General features: G+C 38.5%; 20 protein-coding genes and 1 other annotated feature. Of the genes, 2 read left to right on the forward strand and 18 right to left on the reverse strand.

Annotated features, from left to right (window positions below):
* Nucleotides 1–41: 41 nt before the first annotated feature.
* The gene (locus IEX94_RS17730) at nucleotides 42–1523 is read right to left on the reverse strand and encodes a Na/Pi cotransporter family protein (RefSeq protein WP_188859330.1); all 1482 of its coding nucleotides are present in this window, start codon (nucleotides 1521–1523) and stop codon (nucleotides 42–44) included.
* A gap of 204 nt (nucleotides 1524–1727) precedes the next feature.
* The gene (locus IEX94_RS17735; RefSeq protein ID WP_188859332.1) at nucleotides 1728–2357 is read right to left on the reverse strand and encodes an NfeD family protein; all 630 of its coding nucleotides are present in this window, start codon (nucleotides 2355–2357) and stop codon (nucleotides 1728–1730) included.
* A 168-nt stretch (nucleotides 2358–2525) separates the two neighbouring features.
* Between IEX94_RS17735 and yqfZ the strand changes: the two genes are divergently transcribed.
* Nucleotides 2526–2864 carry a protein YqfZ gene (gene yqfZ / locus IEX94_RS17740; protein WP_188859334.1) on the forward strand — a complete coding sequence of 113 codons (339 nt, stop codon included), beginning with the start codon at nucleotides 2526–2528 and terminating at the stop codon, nucleotides 2862–2864.
* A gap of 19 nt (nucleotides 2865–2883) precedes the next feature.
* Here the strand turns inward: yqfZ and IEX94_RS17745 are convergent, their stop codons facing one another.
* The gene (locus IEX94_RS17745) at nucleotides 2884–3201 is read right to left on the reverse strand and encodes a hypothetical protein (protein ID WP_156856798.1); all 318 of its coding nucleotides are present in this window, start codon (nucleotides 3199–3201) and stop codon (nucleotides 2884–2886) included.
* Between the two features lie 135 nt (nucleotides 3202–3336).
* Between IEX94_RS17745 and IEX94_RS17750 the strand changes: the two genes are divergently transcribed.
* Nucleotides 3337–3621, forward strand: a complete 285-nt coding sequence (locus tag IEX94_RS17750; RefSeq protein ID WP_156856799.1) for a DUF2624 domain-containing protein — start codon at nucleotides 3337–3339, stop codon at nucleotides 3619–3621.
* 155 nt (nucleotides 3622–3776) lie between these two features.
* Here the strand turns inward: IEX94_RS17750 and IEX94_RS17755 are convergent, their stop codons facing one another.
* The 15 genes from IEX94_RS17755 to era all read right to left on the reverse strand — a co-directional run bounded on the left by IEX94_RS17755 (nucleotide 3777) and on the right by era (nucleotide 19262).
* A complete protein-coding gene (locus tag IEX94_RS17755; RefSeq protein WP_156856800.1) occupies nucleotides 3777–4667 on the reverse strand; it encodes a deoxyribonuclease IV in 891 nt (296 codons plus the stop codon).
* An 18-nt stretch (nucleotides 4668–4685) separates the two neighbouring features.
* Nucleotides 4686–6002, reverse strand: coding sequence for a DEAD/DEAH box helicase (locus tag IEX94_RS17760; RefSeq protein WP_156856801.1), 1317 nt, complete (start codon nucleotides 6000–6002; stop codon nucleotides 4686–4688).
* Nucleotides 6003–6036: 34 nt separating this feature from the next.
* On the reverse strand, nucleotides 6037–7152 hold the full coding sequence (locus IEX94_RS17765) for a Nif3-like dinuclear metal center hexameric protein (protein WP_156856802.1): 1116 nt from the start codon (nucleotides 7150–7152) through the stop codon (nucleotides 6037–6039).
* Entirely contained in the window at nucleotides 7118–7861 is a 744-nt protein-coding gene (locus IEX94_RS17770; protein ID WP_156856803.1) for a tRNA (adenine(22)-N(1))-methyltransferase, read from the reverse strand. The genes IEX94_RS17765 and IEX94_RS17770 overlap by 35 nt, the downstream gene beginning before the upstream one ends.
* A gap of 69 nt (nucleotides 7862–7930) precedes the next feature.
* Complete coding sequence (locus tag IEX94_RS17775; RefSeq protein ID WP_156856804.1) at nucleotides 7931–8323, reverse strand: c-type cytochrome; 393 nt, start codon at nucleotides 8321–8323, stop codon at nucleotides 7931–7933.
* A 90-nt stretch (nucleotides 8324–8413) separates the two neighbouring features.
* Complete coding sequence (locus tag IEX94_RS17780) at nucleotides 8414–8962, reverse strand: hypothetical protein (RefSeq protein ID WP_156856805.1); 549 nt, start codon at nucleotides 8960–8962, stop codon at nucleotides 8414–8416.
* 140 nt (nucleotides 8963–9102) lie between these two features.
* Nucleotides 9103–10218 carry an RNA polymerase sigma factor RpoD gene (gene rpoD / locus IEX94_RS17785; protein WP_156856806.1) on the reverse strand — a complete coding sequence of 372 codons (1116 nt, stop codon included), beginning with the start codon at nucleotides 10216–10218 and terminating at the stop codon, nucleotides 9103–9105.
* 39 nt (nucleotides 10219–10257) lie between these two features.
* Complete coding sequence (gene dnaG, locus IEX94_RS17790; protein WP_308425625.1) at nucleotides 10258–12072, reverse strand: DNA primase; 1815 nt, start codon at nucleotides 12070–12072, stop codon at nucleotides 10258–10260.
* 461 nt (nucleotides 12073–12533) lie between these two features.
* Nucleotides 12534–13349 carry a pyruvate, water dikinase regulatory protein gene (locus tag IEX94_RS17795; RefSeq protein ID WP_188859338.1) on the reverse strand — a complete coding sequence of 272 codons (816 nt, stop codon included), beginning with the start codon at nucleotides 13347–13349 and terminating at the stop codon, nucleotides 12534–12536.
* 17 nt (nucleotides 13350–13366) lie between these two features.
* Nucleotides 13367–13999, reverse strand: a complete 633-nt coding sequence (ccpN, locus tag IEX94_RS17800; RefSeq protein ID WP_156856809.1) for a transcriptional regulator CcpN — start codon at nucleotides 13997–13999, stop codon at nucleotides 13367–13369.
* A gap of 85 nt (nucleotides 14000–14084) precedes the next feature.
* Nucleotides 14085–16160 (reverse strand): glycine--tRNA ligase subunit beta, encoded by a 2076-nt coding sequence (gene glyS, locus IEX94_RS17805; protein ID WP_188859340.1) that lies wholly within the window; start codon nucleotides 16158–16160, stop codon nucleotides 14085–14087.
* On the reverse strand, nucleotides 16153–17040 hold the full coding sequence (glyQ, locus tag IEX94_RS17810; protein WP_188859342.1) for a glycine--tRNA ligase subunit alpha: 888 nt from the start codon (nucleotides 17038–17040) through the stop codon (nucleotides 16153–16155). The genes glyS and glyQ overlap by 8 nt, the downstream gene beginning before the upstream one ends.
* Before the next feature lie 69 nt (nucleotides 17041–17109).
* Nucleotides 17110–17282: a binding site (T-box leader), on the reverse strand.
* Between the two features lie 56 nt (nucleotides 17283–17338).
* Nucleotides 17339–18085 (reverse strand): DNA repair protein RecO, encoded by a 747-nt coding sequence (gene recO, locus IEX94_RS17815; protein WP_188859345.1) that lies wholly within the window; start codon nucleotides 18083–18085, stop codon nucleotides 17339–17341.
* 34 nt (nucleotides 18086–18119) lie between these two features.
* On the reverse strand, nucleotides 18120–18263 hold the full coding sequence (locus tag IEX94_RS17820) for a YqzL family protein (RefSeq protein ID WP_156856813.1): 144 nt from the start codon (nucleotides 18261–18263) through the stop codon (nucleotides 18120–18122).
* Nucleotides 18264–18359: 96 nt separating this feature from the next.
* Nucleotides 18360–19262: a GTPase Era gene (era, locus tag IEX94_RS17825; RefSeq protein WP_156856814.1), complete on the reverse strand. Its 903-nt coding sequence runs from the start codon at nucleotides 19260–19262 to the stop codon at nucleotides 18360–18362.
* Nucleotides 19263–19425 lie beyond the last annotated feature (163 nt).

Here is a 19425-nt window from a genome sequence, read left to right on the forward strand (position 1 = left end):
TGAATTAGTTTGAAATAGATGACCTGGAATAATGTGCTAGTTTACACCATCTGGTCAATTTGTTCCTCTTTACGAATTACTTCGAGTGCTAATTCTTTATCACGATTGTCTAAACATTCAATAGATTGTTTCACCGTTAATAAAGTTAAATCGAACATACTGTTTAAGTCATCCATTGCCTGATCCGTTAAATCAACCTTATTGGATATCCGATAGTCAATCAACTCAGTGATGTTTTCAAAGTGGTCGCCAATTCGTTCAATATCGCGCACACTATCCATTAAGAGAGTATGTTTATCCCTTTCCCACTTCGTCATAGATTCTGCAGAGATAGCGACAAGATATTCGGTTATTTTGCGATCCAAGTTATTAATTGCACCTTCAACTTGACTTGCCATTTCCGAATGTTTTGTATCTAATGTTTGAGCATATTTCAACGTTTCTTCCAAGCCTTTATATGCAAAGTCCCCCATACGTAATACTTCTAATTTTGCCTGTTCGAGTGCAAGTGAAGAAGATTTATTAATAACAATTGGATCTAAATGCTGTGGTTTATATTCAATAACCATATCTTCTCCAGGAATCAGTTTCGTAACAATCCATGCTAATGCACCGATGAATGGGAATTGAATTGCTGTATTCATAATATTATAAGAACCATGTGCGACCGCAATTGTCATGGATGGGTTCAAGGATAGTTGTTCTTGCAAATAAGTTACAAAAGAAATAAACGGACTTAATAAGATCATAAATATAACTACCCCGATAATATTGAAGACCACATGTGTTAATGCAGCTCGCTTAGCGGCAATCGAAGCCCCTAATGAAGCAATAATCGCAGTAATCGTTGTTCCTAAATTATCACCTATTAAAACCGGTATTGCTGCATCAAGCTTGATTGCCCCTTCTGACATTAGTCCTTGCAAGATCCCAATCGTTGCAGTAGAACTTTGAACAACCATTGTAAATACTGTTCCAATTACAACACCGAGGATTGGTGTTTCACTCATACTGACAGTTAATTCATGGAAAGAATCAAGTGTACGCAGTGGGCTCATTCCACTACTCATTAATTCAAGTCCGAAGAATAGAGCTCCAAATCCAAAGAGAGCTTGTCCAATGGCAGTTACTTTTTGGTTACTAAAGAAGATAATTAAGAAACTACCGACAGCGAGAATTGGCAAGGCATATTCTCCTATGTCAATCCCGATAATAAACGCAGTTGCTGTCGTTCCGATATTCGCTCCCATAATGACACCGATCGCTTGTCTTAGCGTCATAAAGCCGGCACTGACAAGACCAACAGTAAGCACCGTTGTTCCTGAACTGCTCTGAATTAATAGCGTGACGACAATCCCCGCTAAAACACCGAGAAATGGATTGCTTGTGAATCGATCCAGTATATCCCTTAATCTATCTCCAGCAGAACGCTGAAGTCCATCTCCCATGAATTTGATACCGAGGAGGAATATTCCTATACCGCCGATAAAATCAAATATGAGCGATTGCACATCAATATCCAATTATTTTCATCCTTTCAAGCCTGAAATTCGCATACTTATCTATTATTAATTTTAGTCCATGATTTGTAAAGCCTTTTTAATAAAATTTACATACTTTTTACAAACGCTCTTTTATAATGTAGTTTTTACCCTTAACGAACAACTTTATGTCAAAAAGACAAAAAAATAATGCTTTACCTAATTAGGCAAGCATTAGCAATTGTTCTATACAATTTCTTCAACCTGTATCTTTGTACCATCTACTTTAACAACAGTTACTTCTGTATCTTTTGAAACCCATTTCCCCTCCGACTGGGCACTATAATCTTTTCCATTGATTCGTACTGTTCCCACTGGTCGTAAATCATTAAGTGCAACTCCCTTTTCTCCGACTAATTTTTCATATTCCATATTCATCGAGTTATAACCAGCCTCTTTGCTGAGCTGATCTTTGAGAGCAATTTTGGTCCACATTTCCCTTCGCTTAAACACTTTCAGGAAAAAGAACGAGCAAGCCGCACCTAACACAACACCAATGATGGCAAATAGAGCAGCAGTTAAACTAGGAGCGGCTATACCGACTGAGGTTAGCATAGCTACAAGCCCAATCGTTGAAAGCGTACCATCATTTAGTAATTTCCCATCTATAATAATTAGTACTAAACCAACAAAATAAATAATAATCATAAGTATAACGGATTCTGTTCCAGCATAGGCACTAAAATAAACGGTAATAAAGCCAATTCCCAACAATGCAAACAGACCTCGCATATTAACGAGTACTTCTCCAATAAGGAATAGCGTTCCTAAGAATGTAATAACTAATCCAATCCATTCAAGATCAAATATGCCCATAATAATTTCCCCTTTCATTTATATCTACGGATTAAGTATAAATTTTGTTTCATAAAAAAACTTTAATCAGAAGAATGCTTCATTCCACTGATTAGTTGAGCAAATCATGAGTGACTCATCTGAACTGGAAGTTTTAGGGATGATTACTGTGGAAAAAAGGAGAAAACTATGTCAACATCTAAACGTTTATCCTTATTATTACTATTTATCTTAGTGATAATAAGTGTCATTGATGATTTATCCAAACAACAACCACTGAAAGAAGAGAGCGTTGTAAAAGTACAAGAGGATAAAGATACCGGAATTGCCCATATTAAAATCAAGCATGGAGATACCATATTATCGGTCACAGAAGAAATTAATGAATTGGATTATTTAGATGTCCAACAAGTTATCAATGATTTTGAAAAGTTGAATCCAGGTGTTGATACAGAGTCACTTCTACCTAATTCTTTCTATTACTTTCCATTATACAATGAACCGCAAAAACAACAAGAGAGAGGTTGAGTAACAACCTCTCTCTTATCTACATAAATATACGCAGGATAATGGATAGTGCCCCAATACCGATTGCGATATTACCTAGTGTATCAGCACCCTTGCTCCGGGAAACGAAGCCTAGGATGATACCTACCGCTCCAAAAAAGACTGGCCAAACCAAAAAGGAAAGTAAGGATAGAACAATACCAATCCACCCGTACGTACTGATAACGTCATCATCATGACGGGCATCGGCATCATCCATTGCGAACTCTTCAGCAAATTCTTCATCATGGCGCTTTCTATATCTGTCTTCACCGCCGCGATGTGGTGCTGGTTGGATATTGCGTTTATCATCATCCATTTTATTTTGCCTCCTTTTCATCGTGTTCAACGTTAGTTTATGGAGTCTGGCCACACTTATGATGTTATTAACTGGCAAGATTGGAACCTGCTTTGCATAGCTTATGTATGACACAATAAATAAAGGAGGAAGCTGATGTCATTTTTTATTAAAGAAATGGTGAAAACCAAGCTGAGACAGTTAACAGCCGGAGAGATTTTACATTATGCGGATCAATACGGATTTTCGTTAACAAGGGATGAAGCAACAAAAATTATCCATTATATCCAAACAAATGATATTGATATTTTTTCAAAAAAAGGAATCGATGAAGCGCATGATAAAATAGCGGCAATTACGAATCCCCAGACTGCACAAAAGGCAAGGGCTTTATTTGAACAACTTATTAAGAGCTATGGACTAGAACATTTATTTCAATAAAAAAACGGGTCATAACTTTAGTGTATGGTAAACATCAGAACTTATCATCATGATTCTCACCGGCGGCCGCGGAAAGATACTTCGTTTTCGCAGGCGGCCGGTGAGTAGATCTGTTCGTTAATTAATCCATATCGTGTAGTTATGCCCCAGTCTATTTATTGCATAATAATTTCTTTTAAATCCGCATTGAAATTACCGTCTTTTATCATTTCAATTTCGTGTTTATATGGCGCTTTTTTATTTTTCTTGTCTTCCCCTACATATGGTGTTTCGAGAATTTTTGGCAGTTCTTTCAGCTGTGGATGATTAATGATGTAATGTAATGGTTCGAAGCCTATATGGCCGAAACCGATGTTTTCATGACGGTCTTTTCTTGCGCCTTTTGGATTTTTACTGTCATTGACATGAACAACCTTAATACGGTCAACTCCAATGGTTTTATCAAATTCATTCAATACACCGTCAAAGTCATTGACAATGTCATAACCAGCGTCATGAATGTGACATGTATCCATACATACCGAAAGTTTTTCATTAAATGTAACCCCGTCAATAATTCTTGCCAGTTCCTCGAATGTCTTCCCGATTTCCGAACCTTTTCCTGCCATCGTTTCTAATGCGATTTGCACTTCGTGTTCTCTTGTCAACACTTCATTCAGACCTTCAATAATTCTTTTAATACCGGCGTCTTCCCCTGAACCGACATGAGCCCCGGGATGCAGGACGATTTGTTTCGCTCCGATTACTTCCGTACGCTCCATTTCACTTCTTAGAAAATTTACTCCAAGTTCAAATGTTGCTGGTTTTTGCGTATTGCCGATATTAATAATATACGGGGCATGGACAATAATATCTGTAATCCCATGCTCCTTCATATGTTCTTTTCCTTTTTCTATATTTAATTCTTCAAGTGGTTTTCTTCTCGTATTCTGAGGGGCACCTGTATAAATCATAAACGTATTTGCTCCGTATGAAACAGCTTCCTCACTAGAGCCTAACAGCATTTTTTTGCCACTCATTGATACATGCGATCCAATCTTCAACAAAACGTACACCTCTCCTGATTATTTTCTTTTGTTATATTTTTTTGCAGCTAATTTTCTCTTTATATTTTCCTGTTCTTGTTTTTGTTTCTTTTTATAACCTGGTTTAACCTTCTTTGCTTTCTTGACACGTTTCCATGCTTCTTTTTCAATCGCAGACGCTTGGTTTTTTCTTAACTTTCGTGTATTCCAAGGTTTTGCGGTAACGAACTCCTTATCTTTAACATCAATATACGTTATTTGCAACCCTTTTTTCTCTAGGTTCTCAATCAGACCAAAATCTTCTTCGGTGTATAAACTGATTGCTGTACCTTCCAGACCCGCCCTTGCAGTTCGGCCGACGCGGTGAATATAAAATGCTTCCTCTTTCGGTAAGTCAGCATTAATAACATGACTCACACCTTTTATGTCAATCCCTCTTGAGGCAAGATCAGTTGCAACGACATATTCATAACGTAAATTTTGGATTTCTTTTAATACACGTTTTCTTTCACGCGGTGATAAACCACCATGAATAATACCAGCATTTAAGCCGTGACGTAGCAAGCTATCCAATAATGCGTCTGCTTCTGCTTTGCCATTTGTAAATACTAAAGCGAGGTATGGTTGGATTACTTTTGAAATATCACGAATAACTTCTCCCTTATCGCGATGTTTTACAGCAATAAATTGATGTTCCATCAATTCAGGTGAGAAATGTTCTTCAATTTTAACATAAACTGGTTGGTCCAAATACTTTTGAAAGAAATGTCGCAGCCTTTCAGGAATTGTAGCAGAAAATACTAGTAATTGAATATCCTGTTTTGACCGAACAAGCAGTTGGTCGACATCTTGAATAAACCCTAAGTCAAGCATTAAATCTGCCTCATCCACGACAAATGATTTCGCTGAATAAATCGATAAACTTTCCGATTTCACCATATCGAGAATCCGCCCGGGAGTTCCAACGATAATATGAGGTGGTGTTTTTAATTTCTCCATCATTTTCTGTTTATCCGTTCCACCAATGAGCAACTTACTTATCCAGATCCCGTCTTTATCTGCATAATGGATTATTTTTTTAACCTCATCATGTAACTGAATAGCAAGCTCCCTCGTCGGGGCTGTGATGACAAATTGGACTTCCCTTTTACTTGAATCCAGTTGATTAAATAGGGGCAGAAGAAAAGCATGTGACTTTCCTGATCCTGTTCGCGACTGACCAATCACACTTTGCCCATTTAGAATCGGCGGAATGACCTTTTCTTGTATTTCAGTTGGATGGTTAAATTGCAACTTCTGGACGACATCCATTAATGCAGGATGCATGCCTAAGGATTGAAATGTAGTTTTTGTCATAGTCGTACTCCTTTTTACCGTTAACTTCATTCCGTTATAAATATTGGAATGGGTCGGTATTACGTTCGGATGTAATAATTTCTACATCAAATTCTGTTAATTTCTGTTTTAAATAGTCCTTAACACTATCTTTCATTACAGATTCAATATAGTGACCGGCATCAATCATTGCAAGTCCCATTTCCATCGCGATCTGTGCTTGGTGGAAACCTACATCCCCTGTAATATAAACGTCTGCACCGGCACGTTTCGCTGCGTGAATATACTTTTCCCCGCTGCCGCCAATTACAGCCGCTTTTTTAACATTCTTTTGTAAATCTCCAACAACTCGAACATGCGATAAACCTAACTTTTCTTTCACTTCTTCTGCATATTGCTGGAGATTCGTTTGATTTTTCACTTCACCGATTCGACCGAGTCCAAAGCTTGCACCGGGATTGGTTAATTCGATAATGTCATAAGCTGGTTCTTCATAAGGATGTTCCTCCAGAACGGCTGCTATAACTCGCTTAAGAGAATGTTCTGGTACAAGTGCTTCAACTTTTACTTCTTCAACCTTTGCAATCTCCCCGATTTCACCTATGAATGGATCGGCTTGTGATCCCGGCTTAAATGAGCCAGTTCCTTCTATTTCAAAGGAACAGTGAGTATAATCACCCTGTTCGCCGCCACCAGCGTCACCAATCACCTGCTTGATTGTTTCTCGATGGCTGACGGGAACGTGAACTGCGTACTTATATAGCTTTTCCGTACCAATTTGAACAAGTGGCTTCCCTTTTCGTATTTCCAATTGTTCAGCCAACATATCATTTACTCCACCTTTTACAACATCTAAATTCGTGTGGGACGCATAGACCGTAATATTATGCCGAATCAGTTTCGTGATGACCCGACCTTCTGGAGTATCAAAATTAATTTGTTTCAGCGGTTTAAATAATAGGGGGTGGTGGGCAATAATAACATCGACATTTTTTGCAATTGCTTCATCTACAACTGATTCAAGTACGTCTAGCGTAATCATAATTTTGCTTGCTTTTTGATTAGCGGAACCAATTTGTAGACCAACATTATCCCATGAATAAGCTTTCTCTATTGGAGCGAGCTCCTCTAGTGCTTCAAAAATTGTTTTTACTATGATTTTTTTGCTCATGGACTAATTCCTCCTCCATCCAAATTAATTCCCGTTTAAATTGGTTAATCCGTTTTAAATCGGGGTTGTTCGCCTGCTCCATCTGTGTGATGATAAGGCTTAATTTATCCGCTTCTTTGCGCCATTTTTTATAAAATACAGGAGATTTATCCTTTAATAAATACGGACCTAATAAAAATTGTTTATCCATAATCTCGTCTTTATACGGGTCACTACCTTCCCGATCTGCGACAAGAATTTCATAAATATGGCCATTCTCCTCCATAATCCGCTCTTCTGTCAATAAGAAGCCTTCTTGATGCAGCCAAATTCTTACCTTTCTCGCATCGACATTCGGTTGTAAAATCATACGGTTAACCGTATCAAGCTTATCTTTTCCATCCGATAAAATTTGTTTGATTAATCCTCCGCCCATGCCTGCGATGACCACTTGCTGGATATCGTCGGCCTCTCTTACAACATCTAGACCGTCGCCAAGCCGGACTGTAATACGCCCCGCCAATCCATGCAGCCGGACATTCGCTTGTGCGCTATCAAATGGACCCTGGTTTACTTCACCAGCAATTGCGGTTGCAGTAGGGTCATGCGAGCACACATAGCAAGGTAAATACGCATGATCTGATCCTATATCGGCAAATGTCGCACCTGTTGGTAAAAAATTTGCCACATCAATTAAACGTTTGGAAAGTTTAAAGTTTAATTGTTTCATCCCTTACTCCTTTTGAAAAAGAAAAGCTTTCTGTTCTAGCAGAAAGCTCGTCTTTTCCTTTTATAGATATTACTGTTTTTCACTCAACCATTCTGCAAGGGCATCGAGTTCTTCGCCTTGCACTGCTTGTACTGGTGGCATTGCGCCTTTACCATTTTGAATTATTTCTTTTATGTCATCCGCTGAATAAGATGCACCTACAGCTGTTAAATCTGGTCCGCCTCCACCAGTAAGGTCTGCACCGTGACACATTGCACAGTTATTCTGGAAAATCTCATCGGCGTCACCACCAGCTGTTTCACCGCCCTCTTCTCCACCGTTTTCAACCTGTTCTGTTTCTTCACCTTCGTCTTCGCCTTCAGCAATTTCCGCTTGGTTATTTAAGCCGATAACTGAAATGATGATGACAGCAACAATTCCTAATACAGCAATAAGTGCGTATGGTACTACTGCATTCTTCATTTAATTGCCTCCTTATGTATTCCCTTTTCTATCTATAAAAGACTATATATAGTTTACTCTATAATGTGTCAATTTTAAAGGGAAATGATATTAATTCCAAAGAAAATAATACAAAAAAACAAATATTACGCCTAAAGCACCTATAAAAGCGATATACTTACTCTTTAATTTATAACCCGCGAAAATCCAGAATATGAAATTACATACGATAACTAAAGCAGCCGCGATTGGTTGGATAAACCATAAGTTACTTATTGATAAACTGAGTAATAAACCCAGGAATAGACTGATGATAAAAGCTGAATGAAAATATACAGCTCGCTTATTTTTATAATAGATAGCAACCGCAACTGAATAGCTAAGTAGCAAAAATAAAATAACTAGTTGCAAATTAACATGAAATTCAGTAAAATAGATGACAATAAACGAGAAGGGAAGTAACAGGTAAAGTAAAGCTATTTGAAAGCGCTCTACCACCTTCGTAAAAGAAGTACCCTTCCTCTGTTGTTCGATGGTTGTTGCTTCTTCACCTTCCGTGTATAAAGCAAGCAAGAAATCGCAGTAATGCTCTGGCAGTAGTTTATGTTGTTTCCAGTATTCAATTTCATTGATGATTGTTATCTTACGCTCGTGCTCCACCTGTAATCACCCCATTTTTTATAGGATCGTTCAATGAGGCAGCATCTTTGTTTAGAGCCTGTTTCCATACTGTAAAATAGTCATTTAATAGTCATTGTTTACACGTTTGTCATCGTGTAAACAATGACTGGATTATAGTCTTAGTCTAAGAAGTCTTTCAAGCGCTTGCTGCGGCTAGGGTGACGCAGCTTTCTCAATGCTTTCGCTTCAATTTGACGAATACGCTCGCGAGTTACACCGAACACTTTACCAACTTCTTCAAGTGTTCTTGTACGACCGTCATCAAGACCGAAACGCAGACGCAGTACATTTTCTTCACGATCTGTTAAAGTATCAAGTACATCTTCCAGCTGCTCCTTCAGTAATTCATAAGCTGCATGATCAGATGGAGATATAGCTTCCTGGTCTTCAATAAAATCGCCTAAATGGGAATCATCTTCTTCCCCAATTGGCGTTTCAAGTGAAACTGGTTCTTGAGCGATTTTTAGGATATCTCTCACCTTATCTGGTGATAGTTCCATTTCCTCTCCTATTTCTTCAGGAGTTGGTTCTCTTCCTAAGTCCTGAAGCAGTGAACGCTGGACACGGATAAGCTTGTTGATCGTCTCCACCATATGAACAGGAATCCGGATTGTTCTAGCTTGGTCAGCGATCGCCCGTGTAATTGCCTGACGAATCCACCAAGTTGCATACGTACTGAACTTAAAACCTTTTCGGTAATCGAACTTTTCGACGGCTTTAAGAAGCCCCATGTTCCCTTCCTGGATTAAGTCCAAAAACAGCATACCCCGGCCAACATAGCGTTTTGCTATACTTACAACAAGACGCAAGTTTGCCTCTGACAGTCTCCGCTTAGCCTCCTCGTCACCTTGTTCAATACGGGATGCAAGCTCAATTTCTTCAGCTGCAGATAGAAGGTTCACCCTTCCAATTTCTTTTAAATACATACGAACTGGATCATTTATTTTAATTCCTAAAGGGACACTTAAGTCATCCGTATCTATTTCTTCTTCCTTTGCTATTTTCTGCATATTTGGATCATCCTCAGATTCTCCAATTACTTCAATCCCTTGTTCATTCAGGTATTCGTAGAACTCCTCCATCTCATCGGATTCAATTTCGAAATTAGCAAGTCGGTCAGCCACCTCTTCATAGGCTAATGTACCGCGTTTCTTACCAATTTCGACTAAATTATCCTTAGCCATCTCTAAAGTCATTTCAGTTTCTTTTGTTTGAGTAGGCTTTTTATCGGTCATGAGTCCCCCTCCTTCCAACAAATTAAAATTCCATTACCATTAATGTTTCAGCTTTCTTTGAATCTGTAAAATTTCTTCGGCAATTTGAGCCGCCTTTATCGGATCACTTTGCTGTTCTGCTACCTTTAACTGTTCTTTTAAAGATTGGATTACACTTTTATTACTTGATTCGGTTTCAACCATTCGAATATAATCACCGAGCGCCTCCTCACTAATTTCATCCACCTCAGGGGACATAGCTATCTCCGAGATGAGCTGTTTCAATCTATCATCATTTATACTTTCGAGGAATTTACTTATATCAGGTTTGTTTCCATCTTCATAGAAAGCATAAAGATAAGTAACAATTATTTTATGATCATCAACTCTAAAGTTTGCCCCGAGTTCTTCTTGAACACGGTTAGCCACCCAATCGTTCTGCATCATATAGTAAATAATTTTTCTTTCTGCATTTTGATATGCTGGTAATAGTTTCCGCTTCTTGGGCAAAATAACAGTATTACTAGTATATCTGTTCTCGGTTGTCTTATCCGGCTGATTCCCATATTTTGCTTGAATTGTCTCTAATTCTTCTTTTAGAACATCGAGAGACATCGAGAAGTCCTTGCTTAGCTCCTGTAAATAATATTCCCTTTCTAATGAGCTTTCAACCATAGACAGCTCTTTTAAAACCTTTTGGATGTAATTCAGCTTATCGGCTTCTAGGCTAAGATTATAATCTTTTTTATAATAACGCATTAAAAACGTCATATACGTATCACTTGCGCGTAAGATTTGGTCTTGGAATGCTTCGCCGCCGTGTCTTTCAATAAAGGTATCTGGATCACTTCCGTCCTTTAAATAAGCGACTTTGACCTTACAACCAGCTTGGCGTAGAGTTGCAGCTGCCTTAAAACTTGCTTCTTGACCAGCATCGTCTCCGTCATAACAAATAATGACATCATTGACGTACCTTCTAAGCATTTTCGCTTGAGATTCCGAGAGCGCTGTCCCTAATGTAGCTACAACATTTTTTATTCCTGCCTGGTAAGCTGCAATTACATCCATATACCCTTCAAACAATATTACTTCATTTTCTTTCCGAATATGTCTTTTTGCCAGATCGAAATTATAAAGCAGCCTTCCTTTCTGGAATAATTCGCTCTCCGGACTGTTTAAATATTTCGGTCCTTGATCGTGAATAGCTCGTCCACCGAAGGCAACTGTCTTACCGAGGTGATTCCGTATCGGGAAAATAACCCGCCCCTGGAACCGGTCCGTAACAGTTCCATCATCCCTTTCCGAAACAAGCCCTGCTTTGATAAGTAATTGCTTATTGAAGCCCTTCTTTTCAAGAAATTCCACAATGAAATCTTTAGTATTCGGAGCAAATCCTAGTTGAAAGACATCAATTGTTTCATCTTGGATTGACCGATCTTGGAAATAGTTATATCCTTCCTTACCGTCCTTCGTATAGCGGAGTAAATGATGATAAAGCTTTGTTAACCATTCAGAAGCCTCCAGTATCCGCTGGTTTTCGTCGGAATAGGAAGACCTATTCTCATTTCCTGTCGTAGGAAGGCTGATCCCTGCGCGACCGGCCAGCACCTCCATTGCTTCAAAAAATGAAAAACTTTCTATTTCCATTAAAAATGTCACGACATTTCCACCTTTTCCACATCCAAAACAGTGAAAAATTTGTTTATCCTGTGTGACCGAGAAGGATGGTGTCTTTTCACCATGGAAGGGACAAAGACCGAAGTAATTCCTTCCTTGTTTCTTTAGTTGTACATATTCTCCAACAACATCCACAATATTATTGGCTTTTCTTACTTCTTCTATTACTTCTTCTGGTATTTGACTCAACTCAATCACCATATTCTATTTATTCGTGATAAATCTAGAAACTCCTTCAAAAAACGACATTTTTCTTCATAAAACCGTAAAAAAACAGTGAACTGTTAATTATACAGATTTAGTGCAGCACACTTATTTTGTCTGTATCTGCTCACCTCTATGATGATATTAACCTCCCCACCATTATTTTCCTGAATGAAGAAAATAAAAATGCTGGAATTCTATGCAGTTTTCGCCAAAAAATTAATTTTGCCTTTTTCTTTACTCTTAATTTCGATAAGCAGGGGGCAGATTCCTGCTTTTTAATGAATGTTTTATTTTTCTGAATATAACTCCGCATATTTTAAGTAATAATACTAGGTTTGCACGAAAAATTATTATAATACATCTAGACAAATATTTCTATTCGTTTGCTCATTTTTATTAAAACAGGAAAAAAGCTGGGTGTAAACCCAACCTTTTTTGACTTTTAAGGAATTTTAGTTATTTTCCGCTTTATTTTTGATCATGTGTAAAATAATATTTGCGGTTTCTTCCACTGCCTTATTTGATACATCAATTACTTCACAATTAATTTTTTCAATTACTTTATCAAAGTATTCCAATTCCTGGTTAATTCGTTTAATTGTTGCATAGGTTGCTTGATTACCAAGTCCAAGGGCTTTTAACCTTTCTTTCCTAATTTCATTTAATTTCTCCGGACTGATGCGGAGACCAATACATTTATCTTTTGCTACTTCAAATAACTCTTCAGGTGGCTCGACTTCTGGAACAATCGGAACGTTCGCCACTTTTATCCGTTTATTAGCAAGATATTGAGATAACGGTGTCTTTGAAGTCCGCGAAATTCCGACTAAGATAATATCAGCTCGCGCAATTCCTCTTGGGTCTCTTCCATCATCATACTTCACAGCAAATTCTATTGCTTCTACCCGTTTGAAATAATCTTCATCAAGCTTATGTACGAGACCGGGTTCTAAGCGAGGTTCTTTTTTAAAGTATTTCTCCATCGCGTCCATCGCAGGTCCCATTATATCAATTGCCTCAACACCAACGCGTTCCGCTTCTTCGTTTAAATAACTTCTGAGTTCCGGATCGACTAAAGTGAATCCGATCATCCCTCGCTGTTCTTTCGCAATTTGTATGTATTCCTGAATTGTCCCCCGATCTTCAACATAAGGAATGCGGATAATTTTATAATCCCCGTTAAATTGACTTAATCCCGCTTTTACTACAAGTTCCGCTGTTTCTCCAACTGAATCCGATAAAATAAATACGGTCGGTTTCGTACTCATTTTCTTCCCCCTTATATTCAATCAAAACGTTCATCCATTGTTAATTCCACTAGTGCTTTCGTCATTGACGTTTTTGTTATTCTCCCAATAACTTCAAGTCCGGCTTCCGTATCTTTTACTACTGGAAGTCCATCAATTTGCTTATTGATCAACTTTTGTGCTGCTTCGATTAAGGAATCATTTTTCCTACAGACCGTAATATTCGGCATCCTAGTCATGATGATGTGGACAGGTACGCCGCTTAAATGCTGTTGCCCCAAACTTGCCCGCAGCAAATCTTTTCTGGAAAGAACACCTGTTAGGCATGACTGTTCATCGACAACGAATAACGTACCTACATCTTCTAAAAACATGGATGTAATGGCATCATAGACGGAAGCATCTTCCCTGATTGCAACCGGTATCTGCTGGTAGTCCTGAACTTTCAACTTTTTTATATTCTCAGTGAGCAACTCTGACCCAGTCTTTCCAGTAAAAAAGTAACCGACGCGGGGTCTTGCTTCTAAAATCCCCGCCATCGTTAGAATAGCAAGATCAGGTCGTAATGTTGCCCTAGTTAATCCTAATTTTTCCGCAATTTTCTCACCCGTTATCGGGCCATTTGGTTTTACAATCTCAATGATCTGTTCTTGACGATCCGATAATTCCATCTTCCCACCACCTATAGGACATACTAATTACTATATATTATACATTATTTGGTGATGGAAAGGAATTATGTTATACTATAAGCTTTTAAAAATGTTGTTTCCACTCAATTAGAGCAAGATCTGCATAGTCTAAAATTAAACTGGAAATAGCTGCAACTAGTGCTAACCGATTATTCCTTAATTCCATATTATCTGCCATAACCATATTATTGTCAAAGAATTCATGGATTGGGTCGGCTAATGCCTCCAGTTGCTCAAATGCTTTCACGGCATCGTGTGCTTTATCATGGTCACTAAATGCTTTACGCGATAACTCAAATTGTTCGAATAACGCTTTTTCCGAATCCGTTTCAAACGCCTGTGGATTGATTTCATTATTTTCCGCTTTATCAGCAAGGTTTAGTATGCGAACAAGCGCTTCTTCCTTTTCTTTAAAAGCTTCTTCATGACGTTTTTTCGATAAATGACGAGCTTTAGCCATTGCATAAGTAAAGTTGCCCATTTCCTTATCCATGACAGCTTGGAAAACATCTTGTTCTATTCCGGCTTCTTTTAACAAATGAGAAGCACGCAGCTTGAAGAATTCATGGATTTTCTCTTTATAATCACTGATCTTTTCAATCTCTAGCTCATCGTATAAGTCATAGGCAAGTTGTAAGAGGTCCTCTACTTTCATTTCCCATTTTCCAGCTTCTAAAATACGTAAAACGCCGATTGCTTGCCTTCTTAGCGCATAGGGGTCTTGAGATCCTGTAGGGATCTTACCGACCGATATAATCCCGACAATCGTGTCGATCTTCTCGGCAACACTAAGGATTGCCCCAATTTCTGAATCGGGAAGGTCGCCATTTGCATGTGTTGGAAGATACTGCTCTCGGATAGCTGCTGCTACAGCTTCTTTCTCACCTAAATTCAAGGCATAAATTTCACCGATAACCCCTTGTAAATCAGTAAATTCATTAACCATGTTCGTCATTAAATCAAACTTACTGATTTCTGCCGCCCGCGAGGCATCTTCTATCATATTAGCAGGCAAGTTCAGATTTTCTGCAATCCGTTCCGTTAAATCAGTAACTCTTTCCGTCTTTTCAGCAAGTGTACCTAGTTTTTCTTGGAAAACGACGCGTGATAATTTCTCTAAATGATGATCTATTGTATTCTTTTGATCTTCCTCATAGAAAAACTCCGCGTCTTGCAGCCGGGCGCGTAATACTTTTTCATTTCCTCGAATCACTGTTTCAAGAGCGGTGTCATCCCCATTTCTAACTCCAATAAACGAAGGTAGCAACTTCACTTCTTTGGACTTCACTGGAAAGTATCGTTGGTGCTCCTTCATCGAGATAATTAGAACTTCACTCGGGAGACCAAGAAACATTTCCTCGAATTCCCCTTTAAAGACTGTTGGGTATTCGACTAGGTTAGTCACTTCGGCTAACAAGTCTTGATCAACACTCACTTGAAATTGATCATTTTGCAGTTCATCGATTCCTTCCAAGATACGTGCTTTCCGTTCCTTGGCATCAGCTATAACAAAGTTTTCTTTTAATTTCTTCTCATAATCCATCGCATCACCTAAAGTCACTGACTCCCCAAGGAAACGATGCCCGTAAGTGACATTGCTCGTTTCAACTTTAGTAATTTCAAATGGCACAATTTCGTTTCCATACAACGCAACAAGCCAGCGAATCGGTCTGGCAAAACGCAAGGTATTCGTTCCCCACCGCATATTATTACTGAACGAGATGGATGTGATAACATCTTTAAACCCTGGTAACAGTTCGTTGGTCGCTTTTCCTTCAATCCTTTTTGTAACAAACACATATGCTTTACCGTTTACTTCTTTTTCCACAAGGTCTTCCACCGTTTTTCCCTGCCCTTTGGCAAAGCCTATTGCCGCCTTTGTCCATTCTCCATTCTCGTCTTTAGCAATGGTTAGGGCTGGCCCTTTTGCCTCTTCTTCAATCGTCGTTTGCATGTCAGCAATATTTTCAATTCGTACTGCTAAACGACGCGGAGTGGAAAAAGAAGTAATCGAGTCATACGCAATCCTTAAATCCTCTAGCCATTTGGCTGTTTTTTCTCTTAATTGCAGCTCCGCGTCATCTATAAAACGAGCTGGTAATTCTTCCATTCCTATCTCGAATAAAACATGTTTAGCCATTTACTTCTTCCCCTTTCCGAAGCATTGGAAAGCCTAATCTTTCCCGTTCTTGTACATATGTTTTCGCAATACCTCTCGCAAGATTCCTTACCCTTGTAATGTAGCCTGTTCTTTCTGTTACAGAGATAACACCTCGCGCATCAAGTAAGTTGAAGGTGTGCGAACATTTCAAGACATAATCATACGCCGGAAACACAAGCCCTTTTTCCATAATCCGCTTTGCTTCGTTCTCGTACATGGAAAATAATTCAAACAGCATTGCTGTATCCGATTCTTCAAAAGTATATGTCGAATGTTCGAACTCTGGTTGATAAAAAATATCTCTTACAGTGACACCATCCGTCCACTCCAAATCAAAGACATTTTCTTTATCCTGGATGTATGAAGCTAACCGTTCTATTCCATATGTCAGTTCGACTGAAACCGGATTTGCTTCAAGTCCACCAATTTGCTGAAAATAGGTAAATTGGGTAATTTCCATTCCATCCAGCCATACTTCCCAACCTAAACCAGCAGCACCGAGCGTAGGATTTTCCCAGTTGTCTTCTACAAAACGAATATCATGCTGCAGTGGGTCTATCCCAATCTTTTTTAATGACTCCAAATATAGTTCCTGAATATTATCAGGTGATGGTTTCATAATGACTTGGAACTGATGATGCTGATACAGCCTGTTAGGGTTATCCCCATATCTGCCATCATCCGGTCTTCGCGATGGTTCCACATAAGCAACATTCCACGGTTCCGGTCCGAGACTCCGAAGTAGCGTCATCGGTGACATCGTCCCTGCCCCTTTCTCCGTATCATAAGCTTGGACGAGAATACAATTTTGCTCGGACCAATGCTTTTGCAATTCTAGAATCATTTGTTGAATATTCATTATCAGTACCTCCATTTACTCCTTTTAATCATAAGAAAAGCCGTCCCTATGCTTGTAGTCTATTACAAGCATAGGGACGGCTTTTATACCGCGGTTCCACCCTATTTACCCAAGTTTCTTGAGTCACTTTATTATCATGCTCTGGAGTGCCTCTTCCTTATTCAATCTTCATCCAGCTTACACCATCCTGGACTCGCTTGAGAAGAATTATTGATAAGTACTTTCTCCTTCAACACATGTGAAATATTATTTTGTAAATATGTAACATCATAATCCAAAAAACGGATAATGTCAATGTTCATCCTTTAAACTGATCTAATTGATTCAAAAATCTCCTTGATTTCAAGAAATATCCACCAAATCGGTCATAATAGGCATCAAGAAGCCGCCTAAATAACTGACGGTTTTCTAATTTCACCGATATTTCACCGACTTGCTCGATCCCAACTGCTTGAAACATCTGCAATAATTTTACCTGTATTTCTGTTAATTGGACAGCTTGGTCATCAAGCGACAAACATCTTCTGCATAATAAGCCGCCTTCTCCTATTGAAAATGCATAAGGTCCTTCTTTATTTCCACAATTACTACAGTGGGAAAGCGTTGGCGCAAAGCCACCTTTTTGAAATATTTTTAATTCATACATCAAAATAGGGATACCATATTCATCGTGTTCCGCAATCCATTCCATCGTACGGTAGAGCTGATCGTATAAATAAGGCTCTGGTGTTTTATCATCAAGAAGTTTCTCCGACAGTTCAATCAGATAAGCAGTATAAGCTGTTTTTTCAATATCTTCCCGCAGTGGCCGAAAAGATTCTAAGATTTCCCCCTGTCGAATTGTACTTAAACCGGGATTGATATATACAAAAAATTGACCAGCAATGAATGGCTGCGTCACAGCAGCCATTCTGCTTCTAGGCTTCTTCGCCCCTCTTGCCATTGCGGTGAACTTCCCGATATTCTTACTAAATATCGTTATAATTTTATTCGTTTCGCCATAATCAATCGTCTTTAAAATAATCCCTTCAATTTTTTCAAGCAAAGCTGTTCAGCTCTTTTCCTTTCATAATCCCAGGTTACATTTTGGTTGTCTCAATCTCATTTGATTCATCTTCATCTGCATCATTCTCTTCATTATCTACATTTTCCAGTTCTTTGTATAATAAATAGGTTTCAATGTTTCCTGTCTGACTAAATACTTTCCACGTAATATCAAGCACAAGAAACCCCGCCTTTCTATTTTTTCTTTTGAAAATGCTTCTATTTCTAGATTGACCATGAAGCTGAAAATAATAAGTATTAAATTTTACCATGGTTTAATATTCATCTTGTCTAAATCCTAATTCGTGCAGTTGGCTCTGCTTATTCCGCCAGTCTTTTTTAACTTTTACCCAAAGTTCTAAATATACTTTCGAACCGAGAAGACGCTCAATATCTTTCCTGGCTTCTTGACCGATTTTCTTTAGCATACTACCTTGCTTACCGATAATAATACCTTTTTGGCTACTTCTTTCTGTTACGATTGTCGCTTGAATAAAGACGGTTTCATCCTTTCGTCTTTCCATGTTTTCAAGTGCGACAGCGATGGAGTGCGGCACTTCTTCCCTCGTAAGATGCAGTGCTTTTTCCCGAATGAATTCTGTAATAATAAAGCGTTCTGGATGATCCGTGATTTGATCTTGCGGATAATAAAGTGGTCCTTCCGGCAAATAATTCTGTAATTCGGTTAATAAGCGATTGACATTATTCCCTTGAAGTGCAGAAATTGGAATAATTTCCTGGAAATCACCTTTTTGCCTATATTCATCAATAATACCCAGTAAAGATTCTGGTGAAACTAAATCAATTTTATTAATAATTAAAAAGACAGGGCTTTTAACGTTTTCCAAACGATCGATGATAAATTGATCCCCTCGTCCATAACCCTCGTCTGCGTTAATCATAAATAATACTGCATCGACTTCATTTAATGTATTGTCGGCAATTTTCATCATGAAATCTCCGAGGCGGTGTTTCGGTTTATGGATACCTGGTGTATCGATAAACACCATTTGATAATCATCGGTTGTAAGTACACCCTGTATTTTATTTCTTGTTGTTTGTGGCTTATCACTCATAATGGCAATTTTTTGTCCGATTACGTGATTAAGGAATGTAGACTTTCCCACATTCGGTCTGCCAATAATCGCGATAAAGCCCGATTTATAATTGGATTTCATGTAATTTTTCCTCCAAGATGTCTTGTTTTTTATTATCATACTATAAAACGAATCGCTTTTTCTACTTTCGACAAAGGTTCTGAAAACTTCCGAAGAATTGACAGGGGATAAATCACTTTCATTCAGCGTAAGTGCAACCTTCTCCTGGAGGTCCGCAGTCCAG

It is taken from the genome of Oceanobacillus indicireducens (assembly GCF_014647195.1).
Lineage (GTDB): Bacteria > Bacillota > Bacilli > Bacillales > Amphibacillaceae > Oceanobacillus > Oceanobacillus indicireducens.

Bases quoted from the DNA above. Each gene is read 5' to 3' on its own strand.
- IEX94_RS17735 (WP_188859332.1), bottom strand. From the start codon at position 2,357: ATGGGCATATTTGATCTTGAATGGATTGGATTAGTTATTACATTCTTA.
- yqfZ (WP_188859334.1), top strand. From the start codon at position 2,526: ATGTCAACATCTAAACGTTTATCCTTATTATTACTATTTATCTTAGTG.
- IEX94_RS17745 (WP_156856798.1), bottom strand. From the start codon at position 3,201: ATGGATGATGATAAACGCAATATCCAACCAGCACCACATCGCGGCGGT.
- IEX94_RS17750 (WP_156856799.1), top strand. From the start codon at position 3,337: ATGTCATTTTTTATTAAAGAAATGGTGAAAACCAAGCTGAGACAGTTA.
- IEX94_RS17760 (WP_156856801.1), bottom strand. From the start codon at position 6,002: ATGACAAAAACTACATTTCAATCCTTAGGCATGCATCCTGCATTAATG.
- IEX94_RS17765 (WP_156856802.1), bottom strand. From the start codon at position 7,152: ATGAGCAAAAAAATCATAGTAAAAACAATTTTTGAAGCACTAGAGGAG.
- IEX94_RS17770 (WP_156856803.1), bottom strand. From the start codon at position 7,861: ATGAAACAATTAAACTTTAAACTTTCCAAACGTTTAATTGATGTGGCA.
- IEX94_RS17775 (WP_156856804.1), bottom strand. From the start codon at position 8,323: ATGAAGAATGCAGTAGTACCATACGCACTTATTGCTGTATTAGGAATT.
- rpoD (WP_156856806.1), bottom strand. From the start codon at position 10,218: ATGACCGATAAAAAGCCTACTCAAACAAAAGAAACTGAAATGACTTTA.
- IEX94_RS17795 (WP_188859338.1), bottom strand. From the start codon at position 13,349: ATGAGTACGAAACCGACCGTATTTATTTTATCGGATTCAGTTGGAGAA.
- ccpN (WP_156856809.1), bottom strand. From the start codon at position 13,999: ATGGAATTATCGGATCGTCAAGAACAGATCATTGAGATTGTAAAACCA.
- glyS (WP_188859340.1), bottom strand. From the start codon at position 16,160: ATGGCTAAACATGTTTTATTCGAGATAGGAATGGAAGAATTACCAGCT.
- glyQ (WP_188859342.1), bottom strand. From the start codon at position 17,040: ATGAATATTCAACAAATGATTCTAGAATTGCAAAAGCATTGGTCCGAG.
- era (WP_156856814.1), bottom strand. From the start codon at position 19,262: ATGAAATCCAATTATAAATCGGGCTTTATCGCGATTATTGGCAGACCG.